Origin of the sequence: Nocardia sp. NPDC051990, from assembly GCF_040680755.1 — a bacterium.
In the GTDB taxonomy this organism is placed as follows: domain Bacteria; phylum Actinomycetota; class Actinomycetes; order Mycobacteriales; family Mycobacteriaceae; genus Nocardia.
Genome location: NZ_JBFAXH010000008.1, coordinates 1 through 22,282, shown reverse-complemented (window position 1 = coordinate 22,282; position 22,282 = coordinate 1). Strand labels below are relative to the sequence as shown.

Below are 22,282 nucleotides of genomic sequence, written 5' to 3'. Positions count from 1 at the left end.
AGTGTAACTATAGCCTGGCGTCATGGCACTCGAACATGCGCTGCTGGTATCGCTGACCGAGCGCGCCGGTTCGGGGTATGAGCTGGCGCGCCGCTTCGACAAATCCATCGGGTTCTTCTGGCGCGCCACCCACCAGCAGATCTATCGCGTGCTCAAGCGCATGGAGGAATCCGGCTGGCTCAGCAGTGAGACGGTCGCCCAGGAGGGCAGGCCGGATAAGAAGGTCTACTCGGTGAACGAGGCGGGCCGCGTCGAACTGGCGCGCTGGATCGCCACTCCGACCGATACCTCGATGCCGCGCAATGAGCTCGGCGTGAAGATCCGCGCCGCTGCACACGGCGATATCGGCGCGCTCTGCAATGAGGTCGCCCGGCATCGCGAGCAGCACAATCAGCGCCTCGAGTTGTTTCGGCTCATCGAGAAACGCGATTTCGGGGGATTCGGGGGGTCGCCCCCCGATGGACAGAGCCCGGCACCGGATCAGCTCTCCGGTACCCCATTGCATCAGTACCTCGTGCTGCGCGCGGGCATCCGCGTGGAGTCCGGATTCGTCGAATGGTGCGACGAAGTACTGCAAGCCCTGCTACCTCGTGCAACAGCCTCGCATGCGGACCCGAAGAAAGGTGAGACTCAGCGATGAGTTCGTTTCCCCATCTTTTCGAGCCTCTCGATCTCGGCTTCACCACGCTGCGCAACCGCGTGATCATGGGGTCGATGCATACCGGGCTGGAGGATCGCGCCTGGGATACCAACCGGCTCGCCGCCTACTTCGCCGAACGGGCCCGCGGCGGAGTGGGTCTGATCATCACCGGCGGCTACGCGCCGAATCGCACCGGCTGGCTGCTGCCGTTCGGCGCGAAGCTCACCAATAAGTCCGAGGCCTACCGGCACCGGGTGATCACCAAGGCCGTACACGAAGAAGGCGGCAAGATCGCCATCCAGATCCTGCACGCCGGCCGTTATTCCTATATGCCGAGCAGTGTTTCGGCATCCTCGATCAAGGCTCCGATCAATCCGTTCCGGCCGCGCAAGCTCTCCGCGCGCGGGGTCGAGCAGACCATCGATGACTATGTGCGCTGCGCGAAGCTGGCCCAGTTCGCGGGCTACGACGGTTGCGAAATCATGGGCGGTGAAGGCTATTTCATCAACCAGTTCCTCGCGCCGCGCACGAATAAACGCACCGACAAATGGGGCGGCTCCCCGGAGAACCGCCGCCGCCTAGCGGTGGAGATCGTGCGCCGCACCCGCGCGGCAGTCGGTCCGGACTTCATCATCGTATTCCGTTTGTCCATGGCCGAGTTGGTCGAGCAGGGGCAGACGTTCGACGAAATCGTCACGCTGGCAAGGGAACTCGAGACCGCAGGCGCCAGCATTCTGAATACCGATATCGGCTGGCACGAGGCGCGGGTGCCGACCATCGTCACCTCGGTGCCGCGGGCGGCATTCGTCGAATTCACCGCGAAGATCACCGCGCAGGTGAACATTCCGGTCTGCGCGTCCAACCGGATCAATATGCCCGAGATCGCCGAGGAGATCCTCACGCGCGGTGATGCGCAACTGGTTTCGCTGGCGCGGCCGTTCCTCGCCGATCCGGAATGGGTGAACAAGGCGCGGGTTAACCGGGTCGACGAGATCAATACCTGCATCGCGTGCAATCAGGCGTGCCTGGACCACGCCTTCCAGCACAAGACGGTCTCATGCCTGTTGAATCCGCGCGCGGGCCATGAAACCCACCTGAAGCTGCTGCCGACACGGCGCACCAAGCGCGTAGCGGTGGTCGGCGCGGGTCCGGCCGGGCTGTCAGCGGCGGTGCATCTCGCCGAACGTGGGCACCGCGTAGACCTTTTCGAGGCCGACGACAAGGTCGGCGGGCAGTTCGATATCGCCCGCCGTATTCCGGGCAAAGAGGAGTTCAACGAGTCGATCCGCTACTACACCAGGATGCTGGAGGTCACGGGCGTGATTCTGCATCTGAACAAGCGGGTCACCGCGGCGGAGTTGCTCGACGCGCGCTACGACGAGATCGTGCTGGCCACCGGTGTGCGCCCGCGCATTCCGAATATTCCTGGCATCGACCACCCGATGGTGCTGTCCTATGCCGAACTCGTGCGTGAGGAGCAGACGGTCGGCAAGCGCGTCGCCGTCATCGGCGCGGGCGGCATCGGCTACGACGTGAGCGAATTCCTGACCGTCGACGGACATCCCACCCTCGAGCTCGACGAGTGGAAGCAAGAGTGGGGCGTCGACTCGGCCGACGAGCAGACCCGCGGCCAGCTCACCGAGCCAAGGCCCGCCCCCGCCGCCCGCGAAGTCGTTTTGCTGCAACGCAAGTCGACTCCGTTCGGCAAGGATCTCGGCAAGACCTCCGGCTGGGTGCACCGCGCCGCGCTGAAGGCGAAAGGCGTCGAGCACGTCGGCGGCGTCAACTACGAACGCATCGACGACAACGGCCTGCACATCAGCTTCGGCGAGAAACGCCAACGCCCCCAACTGATCCCGGTCGACAATGTCATCATCTGCGCGGGCCAGGAATCCGTACGCGAACTCGAAGAGCCGCTGCGCGCCGCCGGTGCCAATATCCACCTGATCGGCGGCGCCGACCTCGCCGCCGAACTCGACGCCAAGCGCGCGATCGACCAGGGCACGCGACTCGCGGCGCGCTTGTAGCGGCGCCACCCACCGTGCCGTTGCCCTGGAGGTCCCCGTCCACCGCGCACATTTTCACGCCCGCGATTCCGTGCGCAGCACGGGCAGACGGCGCACTCCGCCGCACCCTGCGGTGCGATGCCGGCCCCTCGACCACCATGCAGTGGTGCAGGCCACGCGAGAACACCCCGCCACCAAGGCATTCTCGACTGACGCAGAGATCCGCGAGGTGATCCCGTCGAATCGGGGCAGGCATGGGTGGTGCCGACGCCTCGCATTCGGATCCCCTAGGCTCCTCTCGTGAGTCTGCCCTCCCCTACCTCCGAAAATCGCGCGGTCGTTACCGGCGCCTCGTCCGGCATCGGCACCGCGCTCGCCGCTGAGCTTGCTGTTCGCGGGTATTCGTTGATTCTGGTCGCGCGGCGCGGTGAGGTGTTGACCGAACTTGCGCAGCGGTTGACGTTGGCGCATGGGATCGCCGCGGAGGTGCGGGCGGTCGATCTGGCCGATCGGACGGCGCGGGGGGCGCTGGTCAAGGAGTTGGCGGCGCGCGATATTTCGATCCTGTGCAATAACGCCGGTATCGCGACCTTCGGTGCGGTCGCCGAATTGGATCCGGCCTACGAGCGAGCCCAGATGGAGCTCAATGCCGTCGCCGTGCACGACCTCACGTTGGCCGTGCTGCCCGGCATGATCGCAAGGGGTAGCGGCGGCATCCTGATCAGCGGTTCGGCGGCGGGCAATATGCCGATTCCGAACAATGCGACCTATGCGGCGAGCAAGGCCTTCGCAAATACCTTCTCCGAATCGCTGCGTGGCGAATTGAAGGGCTCCGGCGTGCACGTCACCCTGCTCGCCCCGGGCCCGGTCCGCACCGAAAACCCCGATCCGGCCGATGCCTCCATCGTCGACCGCATGGTGCCCGACTTCATGTGGGTCACCTCCGAGTACACGGCCAAGATCTCCATCGATGCCCTTGCCCGGAACAAGATGCGCGTGGTCCCCGGCCTGATCAGCAAGGGCATGAGCGTCGCAGGCCAATACGGCCCCCGCGCCCTCACCGCCCCGGTCGCCGGTGCGTTCTACAAGAAGCTCGGCGGCTGAGAAACAGCGGGGTGCGGGCCGCGGCACAGTGCTGATCAGCAACCCGTCAGGAAACATTGGCGGTGCGTCAAGGAACCGTCAGCATCACCCATGATCAATAGGTACCGGCGTAGTCCTGATATCGGCCCCGCATGCCCGAGAAAGCGGGGGCGCACCCAGGAGAATCACGTGACGCTGCTCGAAATCTTCCCCTCGCTACGATCGGGAAGCCCTTCGCGGCTCGACTCCGCCGTCTGGCCGCAGGATACCCACTATGACGGCGACGGCAGAATCACCCTCGGTGGGGTCGCCTTGGCCGATATTGCCGACCAGCACGGCACCGCCACCTATGTGCTCGACGAGCATGAGGTCCGCACCCGCTGCCGGGCCTACAAGAAGGCCTTCCCGGAGGCCGAGATCATCTACGCGGGCAAGGCGCTGATGATCCGCGCGGTCGCGGAATGGGTTACCCAGGAAGGACTTTCGATCGACGTATGCTCGGCGGGCGAACTCGCCATCGCCATGGCGGCCGGTGTCGATCCGAAGCGAATCGTATTGCACGGCAATGGAAAATCCTTCGACGAGCTCGCGGTTGCCGTGCACAGCGGGGTCGGCCGGATCGTGGTCGATTCGCTGACCGAGATCACCCTGCTATCGGCAGTGGCCACTCGACCGCAACAAGTCCTGCTGCGACTGTCCCCCGGCATCGATGTGCACGGGCATCCGGCCGTGAAAACCGGTGTGCTGGACCAGAAATTCGGTTTTCCGATCGGCAGCGATCCGGCCACCGAGGCGGTCCAACGCATTATGCGCCAGCCGAACCTCGAACTGATCGGCTTCCACTGCCACCTCGGTTCGCAGATCTACGATCCGGACCATTACGGTGAGGCGGTACGCCGGGTGATCGGCGAAATGGCGAGGGTCCGTGCGGATCACGGCCGCATCCTCACCGATCTCGACCTCGGCGGCGGACATGCGGTTGCCTACCGCAGCGGCGACGCCGAGATGAATCTGACTGAACTCGCCGACATCATCGATGACGCCTTGGACGCGGCCTGCGCCCGCCACCACTTCCCGCGCCCGAATATCGCCTTGGAACCGGGTCGCGCCATCGTTGCGCGCGCTGGGGTGACGTTGTACCGGGTGCTCTCGATCAAGCACATCGACGGCGGCCGGACTTACGTCACCGTCGACGGCGGTATGGGCGATAACGCCCGCGTCGCACTGTACGGCGCGAAATACGAAGTGGTCGTTGCCAATCGGCATCCCTGTGGTCCGGAGATGACCGCGACGGTGGCGGGTCGCTACTGCGAGGCGGGCGATGTGCTGGCCACCGATGTCCGACTCCCGGCCGACCTGCGCCCCGGCGAGGTGCTCGCGGTGCCGTGCACCGGCGCCTACCACCACAGTCTCGCCTCGTCCTACAACAGCGTCGGTCGACCACCGGTCATCGCGGTACGCGACGGGCGTGCCCGCCAACTGATCCGCCGCGAAACCACCGACGATCTACTCGCCCGCGATATCGGCAACTGACAGGCGCGCCGCCGGTCATCGACTTGTCCGGCGGCAGGGCTGATATATCGGGCACCGACTATTCGCAAACAACCGACCGCCGACCGCACCGTCGGCGGTCCAGGTTTTCCACGCACACTCAGCGCTTGCGGGTGCCGAAAATGCTGCGGCTGATCTCCCGACCTGCTGCGGTCGCGGCCGAACGCAGGAAGCTCTTCACCGCCGGATTCTTCATAATGCGCTCGGCGGCGGATTCCGCTTCGGGGGCGGCCTTGGAACGCCCTGGCGCCGGGGGCGCCTCCGCTTCCTGTTGGGCCGCGGCGACTTTCGCGGCCAAGATCTCATAGGCGGACTCACGATCGATGGTCTGGCCGTACTTCGCGGCCAGCGCGCTGGACAGCGCCCGCGACTTGATCTGCGCCGCGCCGATGGTGTCCATCAGGGAGCGTGGCGGCTGCATCCTGGTCCACGCCACGGGAGTCGGCGCGCCCTGCTCGGAAAGCACTGTCACGATCGCCTCACCGGTACCCAACGAGGTCAGCGCTTGCTCCAGGTCATAGACACCGGTCTTCGGGTAGGTGCGTACGGTCTTGGACAGCGCCTTTTGATCGTCGGGGGTGAAGGCACGCAGCGCATGCTGAATGCGCGCACCGAGTTGGGAGAGTACCGAATTCGGGATATCGGTGGGCAGCTGAGTGCAGAAGAAGACGCCGACGCCCTTGGATCGGATCAGCTTGACCGTCTGCTCCACCTGCTCCAGGAATGCCTTCGAGGCATCCGCGAATAGCAGGTGCGCCTCGTCGAAAATGAAGACCAGCTTGGGCTTTTCGACATCGCCGACCTCGGGCAGCGTCTGGTACAGATCGGCGAGCACCCACATCAGGAAGGTCGAGAACATCACCGGCCGCGCCGCCTGTGCGCCGAGTTCGAACAGCGTGATCACGCCCTGACCGCCCGCGGTGCGCAGCAGATCGGCCGGATCCAGTTCGGGCTCACCGAAGAAGGTGTCACCACCGTCGGCCTCGAGATTCACCAGCGCGCGCAGGATCACCCCAGCGGTCGCCGCCGAAACCCCACCGATGCCATGGAGATCCTCCTTGCCCTCTGGGCTGGTGAGGTGGGTGATGACCGCGCGCAGATCCTTCAGATCCAGCAGACCGAGCCCCGCCCTGTCCGCCCAGTGGAAAATCAGCCCGAGCGTGGACTCCTGAGTTTCGTTGAGTCCCAACACTTTACTGAGCAACACCGGGCCGAATGCGGTGATGGTCGCACGGATCGGCAGGCCGACTCCGCCGGTGCCGAGCGAGACGAATTCGGTCGGATAGCCGGCCGGCGCCCAGCCGGGCGCACCGGTCTCGGCCGCCCTGGCGCTGAGCTTGTCATTCGTCTGCCCAGGCTGCGCGAGCCCCGACAGGTCACCCTTGATATCGGCGAGTACCACCGGAACCCCGGCCCGCGACAGCTGTTCGGCAATGCCCTGCAACGTTTTCGTCTTACCGGTACCCGTCGCACCGGCGACAAGCCCGTGCCGGTTCATGGTGCGCATCGGAATCCGCACGCGCGCAGTCGGATCCACGACGCCGTCCACGACAACGGTGCCCAATTCCAGCGCCGCACCGTCGCACGCGTACCCGGCCGCGATCTCCTGCGCCACCGACTGTTCCGCGGTCTTCGCCGTCAATTGCGCGGATTCCGCCGCGGCAGCGCTGGCGGCCGCGGTCTGCGCCGTCACGGCGGCCCTGGATTGCGCGGCAGCGGCCTGTGCCACCGCTTTCGCCGCATTCGGATCCGCTGTCGCGGCGGCCGCCTCCTGCTCGGCCAACTCGCGTTCGGCGGCCTCGGCCGCGGCGGCAGCTTCGGCGGCCACGCGCGCCGCCTCCTCGGCCGCTTTCCGTGCCGCGGCCGCCTTCTCCTGAGGGGTTGGCCCGCCCGGCTCCCGACCACCACCCCCCATCGAATCGCTTCGCGATCCTGCGTTCATGGCGTCCTCCGTCTGGTCTGCCCCTGACTGCTTCCCCACTGTTAGCTGTCATGCCGAAAACGCATCCGCCGACCTCCCGCAAACTCTATAACCGCTGCTCCCACTGAGTCGGCTCAACCCAGTGGTGACATGCACTCCTGCGCAAACAGCACCGGCACAAGCTCCGGTTTCGAGCGAAGTGAGAGCGAGCAGCTGCCGCGAACAGGTACGCCGAAGGCATCGCCGATAAATACGGCTAATGTTGCCGAGGTGTCCGACAAATACGTGGTGTGGATGGATTGTGAGATGACCGGCCTGCGCCTCGACAGCGACAAGCTGATCGAGGTGGCCGCGCTCGTGACCGATAGCGACCTCAATGTTCTCGGTGACGGCGTGGATATCGTCATCCACGCCGACGACGCAGCCTTGGCCGCCATGCCGCAGGTGGTCGCCGATATGCACGCACGTTCGGGCCTGACCGAAGAAGTGCGCCGCTCCACGGTCACCCTCGCCGACGCCGAGCAGCAGGTACTCGACTACATCCGCGAATACGCCCCGACCGCGGGCACGGTGCCACTGGCCGGCAATTCCATCGCAACCGACCGCGGCTTCATCGCCCGCGATATGCCCGCACTCGACGCACATCTGCACTACCGGATGATCGATGTGAGTTCCATCAAGGAACTGTGCCGCCGCTGGTATCCGCGCATCTACTTCGGCCAGCCGGAGAAGGGCCTGACCCACCGCGCCTTGGCCGATATCAAGGAATCCATCCGCGAGCTGGAGTACTACCGGCGCACAGCCTTCGTCGCCGCGCCTGGCCCGTCGACCACGGAGATCGCCGCCGTCGCGAACGAACTGAGCGGTGGCACCGATGCGGGCGAGCAAAACGCGACGTCAGAAACCGATTAGGGACTCGAGGGGTTCACACGCTAATATCGACCGCGCTGGTGATTCACCGGCGATGGTGAGTGTAGTTCAGTTGGTAGAGCACCAGGTTGTGATCCTGGCTGTCGCGGGTTCGAGTCCCGTCACTCACCCAAATGCGATAGGCGCGGACTAAATCCAAGGGATTTAGTTCCGCGCCTTTCGCATTTTCGCAGGTCAGGCAGTTCGGTGAGTTGGTTCGTACGTGGGGATGTCAGCTCACTTGAACGGGGGTATGCGAGCCATCGCGGCCGAGGTGCGGCCTTGACCGCGATCTTTCGCGCGGTTGATGTACCGGCCCGATCGGGGTTCGGGAGGTGCAACTCCGGTCGGTGGGGACGCCGACGCCGCAGGGCCCGCGTTCGCAGCGCGGACCAATCCGCCCGAGCAGGGCGAGGTCGATATCTCGTCCACAATGCCATGTAATATTGCACATGAGCCGTTGCGGTCGAAGCCACGCTGTGCGGCAGGTTCGGTTGGGCAACCGCACGGGGACCCTCGACGATCTCCCCGAGACACATGTATTCGAGGAGGAACCGATGTCCGTGAGCGACACGGCCACACCGGCACTTGTGGCCTTCCAGCGCCGTCCCAACATCCGCGAGGAGATCATCGAGACCCTACGCGGCGCTGTCATCTCCGGGGAGCTGCGCCCCCGAGTGGTCTACTCGGCCCCGGCCCTGGCCGAACAATTCAGCGTATCGGCCACCCCGGTCCGCGAAGCGATGATCGACCTCGCCAAGGAAGGACTCGTCGAGGCGGTCCGTAACAAGGGATTCCGGGTCACTGAACCGTCCGAGGAAGAACTGGACCACCTGACCGAGCTCCGCATGCTGATCGAAGTTCCGACGGTGCGCCGCATCGTCGAGTCCGGCGTCGACCCCGAGCGCATTGCCGAACTTCGTCCGCTCGCCGAGGGCATCGAGAACGCCGCCGCCGCGCACGACCTCATCACCCATATCACCATGGATATGGAATTCCACACCAAACTGCTGAGTTTGGCGGGCAACCCGCAATTGGTCGAGACGGTGCGATCGTTGCGCGCCCGCTCCCGAATCTATGGGCTCAAGAGCCTGGCCGACCGCGGCCAGCTCGTTGCCTCCGCCCATGAGCACACCGAGCTGCTCGACCTCATCGACAGATACGACGCCCAGGGTGCCGAGCAGCTCATGCGCCGCCACATCGGCCACGTCCGCGGAATCTGGGCCGACAAACCATCCGACCCGGCCGACCCCGGGCGTGACGCGGACCAGTGAGAACTGGGCCTTCACCCGGCCACGATTCCGCTTCGTCGTGCCGGAACTGCTCCACTTAGCCGGTGGTTGGGCGATGCGAGGCCCACTCGCGCCGGACGTGGCCGATATGTGTGCGGACCAAGTCCACCATGCCAGCACGATCTCGGGCCAGGGCAAGATCGATCATTTGCTCATGTTCGATAGTCGTCGCCACCAGGTTGCCTTCCGCGGCCAGTGATTCGAGGCCGTAGAGGCGGCTGCGACTGCGCAGTCCGCGAACTTCTTCGACGATCCTCGGGTTGCCGTGCAACGCCAGGAAGCGGATGTGGAATTCGGTGTCGAGTTGGGTGTAGCCACGCAGGTCGACAGCTTCGGCCGCCTCGACGAGTTGACGAGCGAGTGGGCGAAGTTCTGCGACGCGACGCGCAGTATCACCCTCGCAGAACTCTGCCACCGCACCCATGATCGGCGCCTCGATCAGCAGGCGTAGCTCCACGAGATCGTCGAGTTCGGCGTCGCTCATCTCGGTGACGCGGAAGCCGGTGTTCCGGACAACTTCGACCAGCCCTTCGCGAACCAGCTCGAGCATGGCTTCGCGCACAGGAGTCGCCGACACTCCGAGCTGAGCGGCCAGCAGTGGGGCTGGATAGACCACTCCGGGCTTCATCTCGCCGGTGATCAGTGCCGAGCGCAGGGCCTCGGAGACCTGCCCTCTCAAGGTGGTTCGAGAGCGGACGGATTTGAGTGCCAGCTGCTCAACTGGTGCCATATGCCCACCCCGGTTCCTGGTTGTGAGAGAAGCCGAGCTTCGTCCGGTGTCATTTTGTAATAGCACATTCTCCAGGTGTTACCGCTCGGCCGGTTCGATGGCGATCAACCTACGGCGAACCTATTGCCATTGCAATGTGAAATTGCAATACTGTCACCAGTGGTGCATGTCACAGTACCGCATGATGCGTGCGACGCGCTGTGACACGACACCGGATTGGAGGAGTCGGATGACCGCGACGGTTGTCGTGCAAGGAGCATCAGCGACCCGGAGTCCGTCGATCACCGGTCGCGCGTGGATCACCGGAACCGCGCAGTACATGCTCGATCCATCCGACCCCTAACCATCGGGTTCCACCCTCTGAGCTTTCTAGTGCGCCGCCTGGTGTGGACCGCAGAAGTTACGTGTCGTTAAAAGGAGAAAACTCACAAAATATCCGCCGCAGGCGCTATGGTATGTGAAATGTCACATATCACATGTGATGCAAGTGTTTATTCAGTCGCGGCTCGGCCTCGGCTAACTGGATGGTCCGTCCATCGGCGGGCCACGCAAGATGGAGTGACCCAATGACCCTCATTCGTCGCGGCGCCGTGATGGCGGCCGCCATGGTGATCGGGCTCAGCCTCGCCGCGTGCGGCAACAACCTCACCCAAGGAGGTTCCGGAAGCAACGGCTCCGGAACCACCGGCACGATCAACCTCGGCATGCTCACGCCGTTGACCGGCAGTTCGGCGGCAATCGGTCCGAATATGCAGAACGGTGCCCAGCTCGCGGTCGACGAGATCAACGCGCAGGGCGGGGTCGGCGGCCGCAAGCTCGCGCTCACCGTCTCGGACGAGGGATGCGACCCGAGGACGGCCGCTGCCGGTGCCGCGAAGCTCGTCAGTGACCACATCGACATCTCTGTCGGTGGCTACTGCTCCTCCGCGACCCTGCCGACGCTGAGCATCTTCAACAAGGCGAACATCCCGATGATCATCCCGGCGGCGAACTCCGCGGACCTCGTCGCGCAGAAGCTGCCCAACGTTTTCATGATCAACGGCACCGGCGTCCAACAGGCGGAGGCCGCATCGAAGTTCATCAAGTCGCAGGGCAGCACGGCTGTCGCCCTGCTTGATGACAACACGTCATATTCGACCGACATCGCCAAGCGCGCTGGGCAGGATCTGCAGTCGCTCGGTGTCAACGTCGTCACCCACCAGTCGGTCACCGCCGGAGAATCGAACTATTCCGGCGCTGTCAACGCCGTGATGAGTTCCCATGCGGACTTCGTCTACTGGACCGGCTATTACCAAGAGGGTGGTCTGATCATCAAGCAGCTCAAGGCCGCCGGCTATCAGGGCAAGATCATGGTCGCGGATGGAACGGTCGACGAGAAGCTGGTCCAGATCGCCGGTCAGCAGAATGCGCAGGGCGTGTTCGCGACGATGACCGAGACACCGCAGACCGTCCCGGATGGTCAGGCCTGGGTCAAGAAGTACCAGGACAAGTTCGGCTCCGCGCCCGGCCCATACTCCACCCAGTCTTACGACGCCGTACGGGTTGCCGCGGAAGCGGTCAGGCTCGCTGGCTCCACGGACGGTCAAGCCGTTACGAAGGCGCTCATGCAGATCAACGGGTTCAAACTTTTTTCCGGCCCGTTGCAGTTCACGCCCGAGCACACGCTGACCGAGGGTGGATTCGACATCCTGGTCGTGCGGGGTGACGATTTCGCCCTCAACAAGTGAGAGGCGCCGGGTGGCCGCCCTGCCTCGGCCAGCCACCCGGCATTTCGATTGTTACGCAACACTTTCAACACTTCTCTCCCGCCCTGATTTCTCTCACATGCTGGGAAAACGCATGGATAATCTCCCTCAACTCGTGCTCGACGGCCTGTTCGTCGGGTCGTTCTACGCCCTGGTCGCCCTGGGCTACTCGATGGTCTACGGGATCATCAAGCTGCTGAACTTTGCCCACGGCGACATCTACATGCTCGGCGCATTCGCCGGTTTCACCACGCTGAGCGTCGGCGCCGGCGCGCTCGGCGGCGGTTTCCTGGCTCTCGTCGTCATCATGCTCGTCGCGATGATCGGGACCGGAACGTTCGGTGTCATCCTCGAGCGGGTCGCCTACCGCCCCTTGCGGAGCGCACCGCGGCTGTCGGTCCTCATCACAGCAGTGGGTGCGAGTTTCGCGCTGGAATACGGCATCGCGGTGGCGTACGGCCCGAACCCGGAGGTGTATCCGATCGGTGTGAGCGGCGGTGCATTGGACATCGCCGGAGCGCGGATCACGTACGCGCAGCTCGCGATGATGGCGATCGCCGTCGCGCTCATGGTCGCGCTCGACACCCTGGTCCGGAAGACCCGATCGGGCCGCGCAATGCGGGCGATCGCGCTGGACCCGAAGGCATGTCTGCTCATGGGGGTCAACGTCGATCGCGTCATCTCCCGGACCTTCTTCCTCGGGTCCGCGCTGGCGGGCGCGGCGGGAGTCATGGCCGGCGTGTACTACGGGAAGATCGACTTCCTGATGGGCTTCGTCATCGGGCTCAAGGCGTTCACCGCGGCGGTCATCGGTGGCATCGGGAACCTGCGTGGAGCCGTGCTCGGCGCGATGGTGCTCGGTCTGCTCGAGTCGTTCGGTGTCGCGTTCCTCGGCAGTCAATGGCGTGATGTCTTCGCGTTCGGCTTTCTCATCCTCTTCCTGACCGTGCGCCCGACAGGGCTGCTCGGCGAGCGTGTCACGGAGCGTGTGTGATGAACGACAAGTCGGCCTTGCGGGCAGACGAGGATGGCTCGGCATACGTTCGGGCCGTCGAGGAACGTGCACCTGCGAATGTCGCGCTCGCTGGGAGGGGCGTAGGGAGTCCGAAGCCGGGCGGCGCGCAACTGTCGCGCGCGCTGTCGGGTGTCCTCGCGAGCAAATGGCTCGGCGCCGTCGTAGCCCTCCTCGCGCTGGTGCTGCCGTATCTCGACTCGAGCACCTATGTGATTCAAATCGCCACGGACGCGCTCATTTTCGTGATGCTCGCGGTCGGGCTGAACATCGTGGTCGGCTTCTGCGGACTCCTCGACCTCGGGTATGCCGCGTTCTTCGCGATCGGCGCATACACCTCGGGTGTCCTGTCGACGAAATACGGGTGGCCGATGATCGCGACCATTCCTGTGGTCGTGGCTGCCGCGGTCGCCGGTGGACTCATCATCGGCGGGCCGACACTTCGGCTCCGCAGCGACTACCTGGCGATCGTCACTCTCGGCTTCGGAGAGATCATCCGCATCACCGCGAACAATCTCGATTTCACCGGCGGACCGAACGGCTTGTATGGCATCCCCGACCTGGGCAACTTCGGACTACGGTCCGACGTCGCGGTCTACTGGGTCACCGCCGTCATCGTTTGTCTGGCCGTGCTGTTTTCGAGCCGGCTCGGGCGTGGCAGGCTCGGCCGGGCGTGGCGCTTCGTCCGTGAGGATGAGGACGCCGCCGAGGCGATGGGCATCCATACCTACAAGGTGAAGTTCACGGCATACATTGCGGGTGCGATCTTCGGCGGCATCGCGGGTGTGCTCTTCGCCGCCCACCAGACGGCGATCTCACCGCCGAGCTTCAATTTCCTGTGGTCGGCACTCATTTTGATGGCCGTCGTCTTGGGCGGTATGGGGTCCACCCCGGGTGTCGTCGTCGGGGCTCTGGCGATCTCGCTGTTGCCCGAGCTGCTGCGCGATGCGCAGAACTGGCGCTACCTCATATTCGGCCTGCTGCTGATCGTCATCATGATCTTCCGCCCCCAAGGACTGCTGCCGGCACACATCGGGGAACCGAAGCGGCGCAAGCGGCAAGCATCGACCACCAACTTGGGAGGTGCCTCGTGAGCACAGTCCTCCTCGATGTCAAGGACATGGCCGTGTCCTTCGGCGGTGTCCGCGCCGTCGACGGCCTGACCTTCTCAGTCCGTGAGGGTGAGGTGCTGGCGGTCATCGGGCCGAACGGCGCCGGCAAGACGAGCGCCTTCAATTGCATTACCGGCTTCTACAAGCCGTCGGCGGGCTCCGTGACATTCGCGGGCACCGACATCACCGGAAAGCGGCCTGCCGTCATCGCCGCGAGCGGCATTGCGCGGACATTCCAGAACCTCCGGCTCTTCGGCGACATGTCGGTCCTCGACAACGTGCGGGCCGGGATGCACGTACGCATCAGGCAGAACTTCCTGGACGCGATACTGCACACACCGCGCTACCGGCGCTCCGAGGACGCGGCTACCGACGAAGCGGAAAAGTGGCTCGACTTCGTGGGGATGCAGTACGACCGCACCATACAGATCCGCAACCTCCCGTACGGCGAGCAGCGGCGGGTCGAGATCGCCCGGGCTCTGGCCCGTGAGCCCCGGATGCTCCTGCTGGATGAGCCTGCCGCCGGACTGAACCACGGAGAGAAGAAGCGGTTGCTCGACCTCATGCAACGCATCGCCGGTCTCGGAATCGCGGTGGTCCTGATCGAGCACGACATGGGTCTGGTCATGAACGTATCCGAGCGGATCGTCGTGCTCAGCTACGGCAAGGAGATCGCCGACGGCACGCCGGCCCAGATCCGGTCAAACCCGGCCGTCATCGAGGCATACCTCGGTGCCGAAGACGAGGACGCGCACGCGGAGGCGGAACGGATCGCGGCCGAAGCGACTCCGGGTGACCCGGAGCTGGAGGTGCGGCAGTGAGCACAGTCCTCGACATCACGGGGCTCGAGGTCGCCTACGGCAAGGTGGAGGCCCTGCGGGGTCTCGATCTCACCGTCGGAGAAAACGAGATCGTCGCCCTCCTCGGCAACAACGGCGCCGGCAAGTCGACGACGGTATCGACGATCTCCGGCGTGGTCCGGTCCCGGGCCGGGTCCATCACGGCATACAGCGACGACATCACCGCGGCGACGCCGTGGTCGATCGTCGAGCGCGGGATCCTGCAGGTGCCGGAAGGTCGGCGGATCTTCTCGCGGTTGACCGTGCACGAGAACCTCCAGCTCGGCGGCTACACCGTGCGAGACAGCGCAGTGATCGGCAAACGGATCGACCAGGTATACGACCTGTTCCCGCGGATGGCCGAACGCCGCAACCAGCAGGGCGGCACCCTCTCCGGCGGCGAGCAACAGATGCTCGCGATCGGGCGGGCAATGATCGCCGGACCCCGGCTGATCATGTTGGACGAACCGTCCATGGGTCTCGCGCCGTTGGTCGTGTCCCAGGTCATGGAGGCCATCGTCTCGATCAACCAAGCGGGAACGGCGGTGCTGCTCATCGAACAGAACGCACGGGCTGCGCTGAAAGTAGCTCACCGCGGCTACGTTCTCGACTCCGGCCGGGTGACGGTAACCGGGTCGGCCGACGAACTACGTGCCGACCCGCAGGTCGTCGAGGCATACCTCGGAGCATGACGGCGATGACAGGGATGACGGCGATGACAAGAAGCATGACGGCGATGACAAGAAGCATGACGGGGATGACAAGGAGCATGACGCCGATGACGAGCATGACGCCGATCGAGACGATCGACTGGCACACCGGCGGTGAACCGTTCCGGATAGTGCCGGACTGTCGAATGGCCGTGGCTGGCGGCGGGCTCACCGTCGCCGAACGCCGGGTCCTCGCGATGGAAAGCGACGAAGTGCAGTGGGTCCGGGCGCTGCTGTGCAGCGAGCCACGTGGTCACGCCGACATGTACGGCGGTTTCCTCGTCCCACCGGACGACTCCGGTGCCCACTTGGGGGTGCTTTTCTGGCACAAAGACGGTTTTTCGACAGCATGCGGGCACGGCACGATCGCACTCGGCGCATGGGCAGTGGAATCAGGTCGAGTGCAGGCACCCGCCGACGGCGTAACGGATGTGGTCATCGACGTTCCGTCCGGGCGCGTCACAGCGAGTGTTCGCACCGTCGGAGGTGCGGTCGAGGACGTGACGTTCACGAACATCGCCAGCTATGTCCTCGACGGCGGCGTCGAGGTTGCGACGTCACGGGGGACCGTCACGGTCGACATCGCATTCGGCGGCGCCATGTATGCCGTGCTGCCGGCGCAGACGGTTGGTCTGCGGGTCCGGCCGGAGGACATCACCCAGCTCATCGAGATCGGCCGGGAGATCCGCAATGCGCTCAATGCGGCCGGCGCCGCCGAACACCCGACCGATGCCCGCCTGTCCGGGATCTACGGGACCATTCTCACCGAGGAGGTCCACCCTCCGGAGCGGCGCGCCGACGGAAGTCGACGACTGCACCAGCGCAACATCACCGTGTTCGCCGATGGCGAGGTCGATCGGTCTCCGTGCGGATCAGGGACGTCGGCCCGGGTCGCGCTCCTCGCCGGCCGCGGAGAGCTGCGTCCGGGTGATGAGCTCCGGCACGAGTCCATCGTGGGCTCGGTGTTCCGGGCATGGATCGCGGAGCAGGTAACGGCACACGGAAACCCGGCGGTCATTCCGGCGATGACGGGCACCGCCTACCAGGTCGGGACAAGCCGGTTCACCGTCGACCCGCGCGATTCGCTAGTTCCGGGATTCGTGCTGCGATGAGCGTATTTCTCGACTCCGACGACATCTTCGCACTCGGTCCTGTCGCCGCGGTAGCGGCGCTACGGGACGCGCTCCGCGCCGGGCTCGACCCGGATGACGACGTGCCCCGCGCCGTTATCCCACTGAGCAAAGGCCAGGCGTTGATCATGCCGTCGGAGGCAGGTCAATGGTTCGGAGTAAAGGTCGCGACGGTCGCCCCGGACAACCCCGCACTCGGCTTGGAACGGATCAACGCCACCTACCTCCTCCACGACGCCGAGACGTTGTGTCCGGTTGCGACACTCGACGGCGTGGCGCTGACGACCCTGCGCACGCCAGCAGTCTCGGTCGCGGCCTGCCTCGACCTGCTCGGTGCACTCGCGGACGAGTCCGGTGATGGGCTCCGGCTCGTCGTCTTCGGCGCGGGCCCGCAGGGCGAAGGGCACGTGCGCACGATACGAGCGCACGCACCTGTTGTCGATGTCAGTGTCGTGACGCGTCGTGGCGGTCTGGTCCCGGCGTGGGCCGACCGGCACCTCGCGGCGGATGACGCAGCGCTCGCCGACTACGTTCGGGTCGCGGACGTGGTCGTCACGGCAACTTCTGCCCGCGAGCCGGTTTTCGATGGACACCTCGTGCGCGACGGCGCGGTCGTCATTGCCGTCGGTTCCCATGAGCCGGCGGCGCGCGAGCTCGACGGCGCGCTTCTGGGACGCGCGACGGTCGTCGTCGAGAGCCGAGACGTCGCACTTCGCGAGGCCGGAGACGTCGTACTCGCGGCGGCGGAAGGCCTGCTCGACCCGAGTTCACTGGTTTCCCTGGCCGACCTGTTCGGTGTCCCGGGGCAAAGGAACGGCCGGACGATTGCCAACGGCCGTCCGACCGTCGTCAAGACAACCGGAATGGCGTGGGAAGATCTGGTCGTCGCCGTCGCGGCATACGAACGGTGGTGTGCGAGAGCGTGACGCCGGCCGAGGAGGCTCCCGACACAGTCGGACTTCCTGGGCCTATTTCGTTTGTACGGCAGTCGATTTCACACATGTCGAAGTCCCACATGCCAGGCCCTCACGGACTCTGCCAATTATCTGACATATCTACGTTTCACTCCATAGACTGCAGACAGCAGGGGCAGTGTCAGCAGGACGCTACCCCGACTGATCAGAAAGACACCAAGTTCGTGATGCGTTCCGCGGCAATCGCAGCTTTCGTCGGCGCAACTCTGCTCACCGGAGCCACCGGTACCGCGACCGCGGATATCGTGGTCGAACCCGGCACCGGATCCAGCACGGGTTCGAGCTCGATCACCACCGGATCGGCCGGCGGTGTCACCACCACCGGCTCTTCGGGCACCGGCTCGGCCGGTGCCGCAATGTCCGGCTTCGAGAATCTGCTGTTCGGCGGGCCGCTGCTGTGCGCCGCACTCGGGAGCGCCGTCGGTGCGACCCTCAGTTGCGCGTAGGACGATTCCCTAACGGTTGTCGGCGTTGCCCGCCTTCCACTCCGGCCACGGAATGTTCCAGTCACCGAGTCCGTCCACGCCCGAAAGCGTGCCGCCCACAGTGTTCTTGACGATGGTGATGTCGCCACGCTTGGCGTTCTGCAAGACCCACAGCGCGTTCGCCGGGCTCAGATTCAGGCAGCCGTGGCTGGTATTCGAGTAACCCTGCGCACCGACCGACCATGGCGCGGAGTGAAAGAAGATGCCGGAGTAGGAAAGTCGGGTCGCGTAGTCGACCGGCGTCTTGTAGCCGTTCGGCGAACTCACCGCGACGCCGTAGGTCGAGGAATCCATGATGATGCGGTCGAAGCGGTCGCCGACGATGTAGATGCCGTTATCGGTCGGGGTGCTGTCCTTACCCATCGAGGTGGGCATGGTCCGCACAATCTGACCGTTCATCTCCACCGTCACCTGCTTGGTGCTGTCATCCGCCGTGAAGATCGTCGGATCGCCGATGGTGAAGAAGGAGTGGATATTGTCCTGTCCGAACAGCCCCTTGCCGAGATCACGGCCGTAGACATCCACATCGATGGTGACCTTGGTACCCGGCGCCCAGAAATGCTCCGGCCGCCACCGGACCTCACGATTGTTCACCCAATAGAAGGCGCCCTCGACCGGCGGCTCGGTAGTGATTTTGATCGCGTTCTGCGCGGCCTTGCGGTCCGGGATGTTCTCGTCGAACTGCACGGCCACCGGCTGACCGATACCGACCACTTCCCCCTCGCCCGGCAGCAGAAACGGCTTGGTCTGGCTGTCCGGGGAACTGGTCGTGAAGCTCAACATGGTGGTGTTCGCACCGCCGAGACCGATCGCGTCGGCCTCGAGTTTGTAGGTCTTGCCGTAGCCGAGTACCTCGGTGGTCTCCCAACTCCGCCCGTCCGCGGCCAGCTTGCCTGCGACCGGAACGCCCTTCGGGTTGGTCAATCTGACGGCGGTGAACTTGCCGTCGTCGACTTTGAAGGTCAGCGGCACGCCCGGCGAAACCCCCATGCCACCATCCTTGACCGGGGACAACAGCTTGGGCTTCATCAGTTCGGTGACCGGATTGCGGTCGATCGCGACTGTAGCGGTGTCGCTGGCGTTGGACGACGAACACGCTGTCAAGGCCAGCGCCACCACCGCGCATACGATTACCGGTCCTGTGATCTTTCTCATCGACCGATGTCGACCCTGACCAACGCTCATAACCAACCCCGTTTCAAGTCCCGATGCACCAGGGCACCGACGGCTTCGGATCCAACCCGACCACGCTCCTCCCGCAACGCCGACGGAGTTCGGTTCGGACCACGCTCCAGACATTCTGCCACCATCTCAACAAGTCCATCTCAATGGAAAGCACTCCGCCACAGGCGAGTTCCACCGGTTAGATCAACCGCACCCCGCTGGGTGTCAGCACCCATCGCGCCCCCGTCGCCCCCGGTCAGAAACCGATTTCACTTCTGGGTACTCGGCCTGTTAATGTTTGTCCCGCACCGCAATGCGGAGCACAGCAAGATACGCGCCATTAGCTCAATTGGCAGAGCAGCTGACTCTTAATCAGCGGGTTCGGGGTTCGAGTCCCTGATGGCGCACTTAAATTAGCAGGTCAGGCCCGAATTTACGGTCGAGCCTATTTGCTCTACAGGACCGTCACCGAAAGAACACCAAAAAGTCACCATCAAGGTTCCTCAGCTGGCTGTGCCTAGCCCCAGCTTCAGCACGGCCAATGAGTCCGGTGTCTGCTCAGGCGAGACGATGTAATGCCGCTCACTGATGCCCTCACGAGAATGCCCAACTGCTTCGCGGCCGTGTTCGAATCCGATGCCGCAGCGATCAGCGTTTCGACCGTCTGCCGGAATATGTACTGAGTCACATTTTTGTACAGAGCGCCTCGTGCGTCCGCCATGTCCGGTTGAAGTTGTGCCGATCGCGCAGCACCCCACCCCGGCCGGGAAACACGAGCGGAACCTTGTCCTCAACCTCGAGCGGCTGCCACCCACCTCACGAAGCACCTTCACCTGACACATCCGCCCGCGCACCAGGTCACCAGCGCCAACCCGATCTTGGTCAGAGTATCCAGCAGGCCGATGTCCGCACGAGGTGACCTGAGGCATCAGTAGCGATTCGGTCGGAACCGGTACCCGAGCTGGCGCGAAGCCTCACCGATTTGGTGGACATGGCAGCTAACAAGTTGCCACGACAACCGGATGCGACGCGATCGCTGCGGAAATAGTTCCGCTCCGACGCGGGTTAGTTTCCATGGAAACCAAATTGCGAGTCGGCGATCAGGCCGGCACCGATCTTGGAGGAAGGCACCTCATGAGCACCATCGACTCGACTCCCACCGTCGACATCCGCCGCGCCGAGGACCGGTTCAAGTCCAACTTCGGCTGGCTGGATTCCAAGCACTCGTTCTCCTTCGGCCACCATTTCGACCAGGCCAACACTCATCATGGGCTGCTGCTGGTCAACAACGACGACATCGTCGATCCCGGTACGGGATTCGACACCCATCCACACCGCGACATGGAGATCGTCACGTGGGTGCTGGAGGGCTCGCTGGTCCACCAGGACTCCACCGGCCACAACGGCGTGATCTACCCCGGCCTGGCCCAGCGCATGAGCGCCGGCACCGGCATCCTGCACTCGGAGAAGAACGACTCGTGGCGGCTGCGCGGCGACGTCCACCAGGACCCGGTGCACTTCGTGCAGATGTGGGTGGTGCCCGACGAGCCCGGTATCACCCCCGGTTACGAGCAGCTGGAGATCGAGGCGGAACTGCTGTCCGGTGGTCTGCTGCCGGTCGCCTCGGGTATGCGCAAACATGACGGCCATGCCGCAATCCGGATCCGAAACTCGCACGCGGCCCTGTACGCCGCGCGGCTCGCCCCAGGACAGTCGGTGCACCTGCCGGACGCGCCGTTCCTGCACCTGTTCGTGGCCCGCGGCGCGGTGACACTGGAGGGTGCCGGCCCGCTGCACACCGGCGACGCGGTGCGCTTCACCGCTACCGGCGGCCAGCAGGTCACCGCGAGCGAGCCCGCCGAGATCCTGGTCTGGGAAATGCACGCCAGCGTCCAGTTCTGACCCTCGGTGCCCATCCGCCGTCAAAGGGACCGTTCCACGACACCATCGGAGCCTGCGACGACAGATTCATCGGCCGACGCAGCCGCTGCGACGGCGGCTCCGGTAGACCTACCTCCGCCTCACCGGGCCAGCGCGCCGAACCCACCGGACCCGGCCTGCACACACCGCGCTGATCAACAGTGAGGTCGAACGAATGGCCGCTGGGCCAATCGCAGGCTGATGACCGAGTTCGCGGAGCGGGTTCTGCGCGGTGCCGATTGCTCGGTGCTGACCGATTACATCTGCACTCACACCTACCGCCAACACAATCCCGATACCGCCGACGGTCTGGACGGCTGCGGCACCACCGCCGCGGCCTGGGCCGAACAGGGCAAGAACCTGGTCTACCGGACCATCCACCGCGTCGTCGCGGACGGCAACCTCGTGCTCGTGCCGTCCGAAGGCCAGCTCGGCGAGCCGCTCGCCTGCTGGGACCTGTTCCGCATCGCCGACGGCAAGATTGTCGAGCACCGGCGGCCAATCGGTTTTGCCGTCGAGTTGATCGTAGCTGGCCAAATTGGCGTTGAGGCGGGCGCGATATGCGCCGAGATAGTTTGGTCGCAGGTGGTATCCGTCCTCGTCGCTGTAGCGGTCGCCGCACGTCGAGATCGCGGGCGGGTAGCACCCGATCGGCCCGACGGAAGCGAGGTCAGTGCCATGATGGCAATACTGCAAGACGCCGTCCCGATCGCCACCCTGATCTTCGTGGTGTCGAGCATGGTAGCGATGGGCCTGGGGCTCACGATCAGCGAGATCACCGCCCCGCTACGCAATCTGCGCTTGGTGGCGATGTCGCTCCTGGCCAATTTCGTACTGATGCCCGCCGCGGCGGTGCTGCTGGCCAAGATCCTGCACCTCGATGAACCCTTCGGCGTGGGTCTGCTGCTGCTCGGCGCCGCAGCCGGTGCGCCCTTCTTGCCCAAGCTGGCTCAGATCGCCAAGGGAGATCTCGCATTCGCGGTGGCGTTGATGGTCGTGCTGATGGTCATCACCGTGGGCTACCTACCGCTGGTGCTGCCCCTGCTACTGCCGGGGGTC

General features: G+C 64.7%; 19 protein-coding genes, 2 tRNA genes and 1 pseudogene. 19 read left to right on the top strand and 3 right to left on the bottom strand.

The window, feature by feature from the left end; all coding sequences use genetic code 11:
* Positions 1–22: 22 nt before the first annotated feature.
* The 4 genes from AB0L63_RS17010 (at position 23) to lysA (ending at position 5,262) form a co-directional block, all read left to right on the top strand.
* The gene (locus AB0L63_RS17010; protein ID WP_364501154.1) at positions 23–640 is read left to right on the top strand and encodes a PadR family transcriptional regulator; all 618 of its coding nucleotides are present in this window, start codon (positions 23–25) and stop codon (positions 638–640) included.
* Positions 637–2,667: an NADPH-dependent 2,4-dienoyl-CoA reductase gene (locus AB0L63_RS17005; RefSeq protein ID WP_364501148.1), complete on the top strand. Its 2,031-nt coding sequence runs from the start codon at positions 637–639 to the stop codon at positions 2,665–2,667. Before AB0L63_RS17010 ends, AB0L63_RS17005 begins: the two co-directional genes overlap by 4 nt.
* A gap of 279 nt (positions 2,668–2,946) precedes the next feature.
* Positions 2,947–3,750, top strand: coding sequence for a mycolate reductase (gene cmrA / locus AB0L63_RS17000; protein ID WP_364501145.1), 804 nt, complete (start codon positions 2,947–2,949; stop codon positions 3,748–3,750).
* Between the two features lie 168 nt (positions 3,751–3,918).
* A complete protein-coding gene (lysA, locus tag AB0L63_RS16995; protein WP_364501142.1) occupies positions 3,919–5,262 on the top strand; it encodes a diaminopimelate decarboxylase in 1,344 nt (447 codons plus the stop codon).
* A 118-nt stretch (positions 5,263–5,380) separates the two neighbouring features.
* Here lysA and AB0L63_RS16990 read toward each other — a convergent pair whose 3' ends face one another.
* Positions 5,381–7,195 (bottom strand): helicase HerA-like domain-containing protein, encoded by a 1,815-nt coding sequence (locus AB0L63_RS16990; protein WP_364501847.1) that lies wholly within the window; start codon positions 7,193–7,195, stop codon positions 5,381–5,383.
* Positions 7,196–7,471: 276 nt separating this feature from the next.
* On the opposite strand from AB0L63_RS16990, the gene orn reads away from it, so the two are divergent.
* The 3 genes from orn to AB0L63_RS16975 all read left to right on the top strand — a co-directional run bounded on the left by orn (position 7,472) and on the right by AB0L63_RS16975 (position 9,384).
* A complete protein-coding gene (orn, locus tag AB0L63_RS16985; protein WP_364501139.1) occupies positions 7,472–8,113 on the top strand; it encodes an oligoribonuclease in 642 nt (213 codons plus the stop codon).
* A gap of 55 nt (positions 8,114–8,168) precedes the next feature.
* A tRNA-His gene (locus tag AB0L63_RS16980) sits at positions 8,169–8,241 on the top strand.
* A gap of 426 nt (positions 8,242–8,667) precedes the next feature.
* Positions 8,668–9,384: a GntR family transcriptional regulator gene (locus tag AB0L63_RS16975; RefSeq protein ID WP_364501137.1), complete on the top strand. Its 717-nt coding sequence runs from the start codon at positions 8,668–8,670 to the stop codon at positions 9,382–9,384.
* 55 nt (positions 9,385–9,439) lie between these two features.
* On the opposite strand, the gene AB0L63_RS16970 is transcribed toward AB0L63_RS16975, so the two are convergent.
* Positions 9,440–10,132, bottom strand: a complete 693-nt coding sequence (locus AB0L63_RS16970; RefSeq protein WP_364501133.1) for a GntR family transcriptional regulator — start codon at positions 10,130–10,132, stop codon at positions 9,440–9,442.
* A gap of 271 nt (positions 10,133–10,403) precedes the next feature.
* Between AB0L63_RS16970 and AB0L63_RS16965 the strand changes: the two are divergent.
* The 9 genes and pseudogenes from AB0L63_RS16965 to AB0L63_RS16925 all read left to right on the top strand — a co-directional run.
* Positions 10,404–10,475: pseudogene (locus tag AB0L63_RS16965) on the top strand (proline racemase family protein); the annotation flags it as partial.
* A gap of 223 nt (positions 10,476–10,698) precedes the next feature.
* On the top strand, positions 10,699–11,859 hold the full coding sequence (locus tag AB0L63_RS16960) for a branched-chain amino acid ABC transporter substrate-binding protein (protein WP_364501131.1): 1,161 nt from the start codon (positions 10,699–10,701) through the stop codon (positions 11,857–11,859).
* A gap of 112 nt (positions 11,860–11,971) precedes the next feature.
* Entirely contained in the window at positions 11,972–12,871 is a 900-nt protein-coding gene (locus tag AB0L63_RS16955; RefSeq protein WP_364501128.1) for a branched-chain amino acid ABC transporter permease, read from the top strand.
* The gene (locus AB0L63_RS16950; RefSeq protein ID WP_364501125.1) at positions 12,871–13,983 is read left to right on the top strand and encodes a branched-chain amino acid ABC transporter permease; all 1,113 of its coding nucleotides are present in this window, start codon (positions 12,871–12,873) and stop codon (positions 13,981–13,983) included. Before AB0L63_RS16955 ends, AB0L63_RS16950 begins: the two co-directional genes overlap by 1 nt.
* Positions 13,980–14,822 (top strand): ABC transporter ATP-binding protein, encoded by an 843-nt coding sequence (locus AB0L63_RS16945; RefSeq protein WP_364501123.1) that lies wholly within the window; start codon positions 13,980–13,982, stop codon positions 14,820–14,822. Before AB0L63_RS16950 ends, AB0L63_RS16945 begins: the two co-directional genes overlap by 4 nt.
* A complete protein-coding gene (locus AB0L63_RS16940; protein WP_364501120.1) occupies positions 14,819–15,532 on the top strand; it encodes an ABC transporter ATP-binding protein in 714 nt (237 codons plus the stop codon). The genes AB0L63_RS16945 and AB0L63_RS16940 overlap by 4 nt, the downstream gene beginning before the upstream one ends.
* An 86-nt stretch (positions 15,533–15,618) precedes the next feature.
* Entirely contained in the window at positions 15,619–16,662 is a 1,044-nt protein-coding gene (locus AB0L63_RS16935) for a proline racemase family protein (protein ID WP_364501117.1), read from the top strand.
* Positions 16,659–17,606 (top strand): ornithine cyclodeaminase family protein, encoded by a 948-nt coding sequence (locus AB0L63_RS16930; RefSeq protein WP_364501114.1) that lies wholly within the window; start codon positions 16,659–16,661, stop codon positions 17,604–17,606. Before AB0L63_RS16935 ends, AB0L63_RS16930 begins: the two co-directional genes overlap by 4 nt.
* A gap of 215 nt (positions 17,607–17,821) precedes the next feature.
* A complete protein-coding gene (locus tag AB0L63_RS16925) occupies positions 17,822–18,100 on the top strand; it encodes a hypothetical protein (RefSeq protein WP_364501111.1) in 279 nt (92 codons plus the stop codon).
* Between the two features lie 9 nt (positions 18,101–18,109).
* Here AB0L63_RS16925 and AB0L63_RS16920 read toward each other — a convergent pair whose 3' ends face one another.
* A complete protein-coding gene (locus AB0L63_RS16920) occupies positions 18,110–19,294 on the bottom strand; it encodes an Ig-like domain-containing protein (protein WP_364501108.1) in 1,185 nt (394 codons plus the stop codon).
* A gap of 343 nt (positions 19,295–19,637) precedes the next feature.
* On the opposite strand from AB0L63_RS16920, the gene AB0L63_RS16915 reads away from it, so the two are divergent.
* The 3 genes from AB0L63_RS16915 to AB0L63_RS16905 form a co-directional block, all read left to right on the top strand.
* Positions 19,638–19,710 (top strand) — tRNA-Lys (locus tag AB0L63_RS16915).
* Positions 19,711–20,437: 727 nt separating this feature from the next.
* Positions 20,438–21,205 carry a pirin family protein gene (locus AB0L63_RS16910; protein WP_364501105.1) on the top strand — a complete coding sequence of 256 codons (768 nt, stop codon included), beginning with the start codon at positions 20,438–20,440 and terminating at the stop codon, positions 21,203–21,205.
* A gap of 219 nt (positions 21,206–21,424) precedes the next feature.
* On the top strand, positions 21,425–22,282 hold an 858-nt coding region (locus AB0L63_RS16905; protein WP_364501103.1), incomplete at its 3' end, for a nuclear transport factor 2 family protein.

What these genes read in the sequence shown, in the direction of transcription:
- AB0L63_RS17010 (WP_364501154.1), top strand. Translation starts at nt 23, where the DNA reads ATGGCACTCGAACATGCGCTGCTGGTATCGCTGACCGAGCGCGCCGGT.
- AB0L63_RS17005 (WP_364501148.1), top strand. Translation starts at nt 637, where the DNA reads ATGAGTTCGTTTCCCCATCTTTTCGAGCCTCTCGATCTCGGCTTCACC.
- AB0L63_RS16990 (WP_364501847.1), bottom strand. Translation starts at nt 7,195, where the DNA reads ATGGGGGGTGGTGGTCGGGAGCCGGGCGGGCCAACCCCTCAGGAGAAG.
- AB0L63_RS16975 (WP_364501137.1), top strand. Translation starts at nt 8,668, where the DNA reads ATGTCCGTGAGCGACACGGCCACACCGGCACTTGTGGCCTTCCAGCGC.
- AB0L63_RS16970 (WP_364501133.1), bottom strand. Translation starts at nt 10,132, where the DNA reads ATGGCACCAGTTGAGCAGCTGGCACTCAAATCCGTCCGCTCTCGAACC.
- AB0L63_RS16960 (WP_364501131.1), top strand. Translation starts at nt 10,699, where the DNA reads ATGACCCTCATTCGTCGCGGCGCCGTGATGGCGGCCGCCATGGTGATC.
- AB0L63_RS16955 (WP_364501128.1), top strand. Translation starts at nt 11,972, where the DNA reads ATGGATAATCTCCCTCAACTCGTGCTCGACGGCCTGTTCGTCGGGTCG.
- AB0L63_RS16950 (WP_364501125.1), top strand. Translation starts at nt 12,871, where the DNA reads ATGAACGACAAGTCGGCCTTGCGGGCAGACGAGGATGGCTCGGCATAC.
- AB0L63_RS16935 (WP_364501117.1), top strand. Translation starts at nt 15,619, where the DNA reads ATGACGAGCATGACGCCGATCGAGACGATCGACTGGCACACCGGCGGT.
- AB0L63_RS16930 (WP_364501114.1), top strand. Translation starts at nt 16,659, where the DNA reads ATGAGCGTATTTCTCGACTCCGACGACATCTTCGCACTCGGTCCTGTC.
- AB0L63_RS16925 (WP_364501111.1), top strand. Translation starts at nt 17,822, where the DNA reads ATGCGTTCCGCGGCAATCGCAGCTTTCGTCGGCGCAACTCTGCTCACC.
- AB0L63_RS16920 (WP_364501108.1), bottom strand. Translation starts at nt 19,294, where the DNA reads ATGAGAAAGATCACAGGACCGGTAATCGTATGCGCGGTGGTGGCGCTG.
- AB0L63_RS16910 (WP_364501105.1), top strand. Translation starts at nt 20,438, where the DNA reads ATGAGCACCATCGACTCGACTCCCACCGTCGACATCCGCCGCGCCGAG.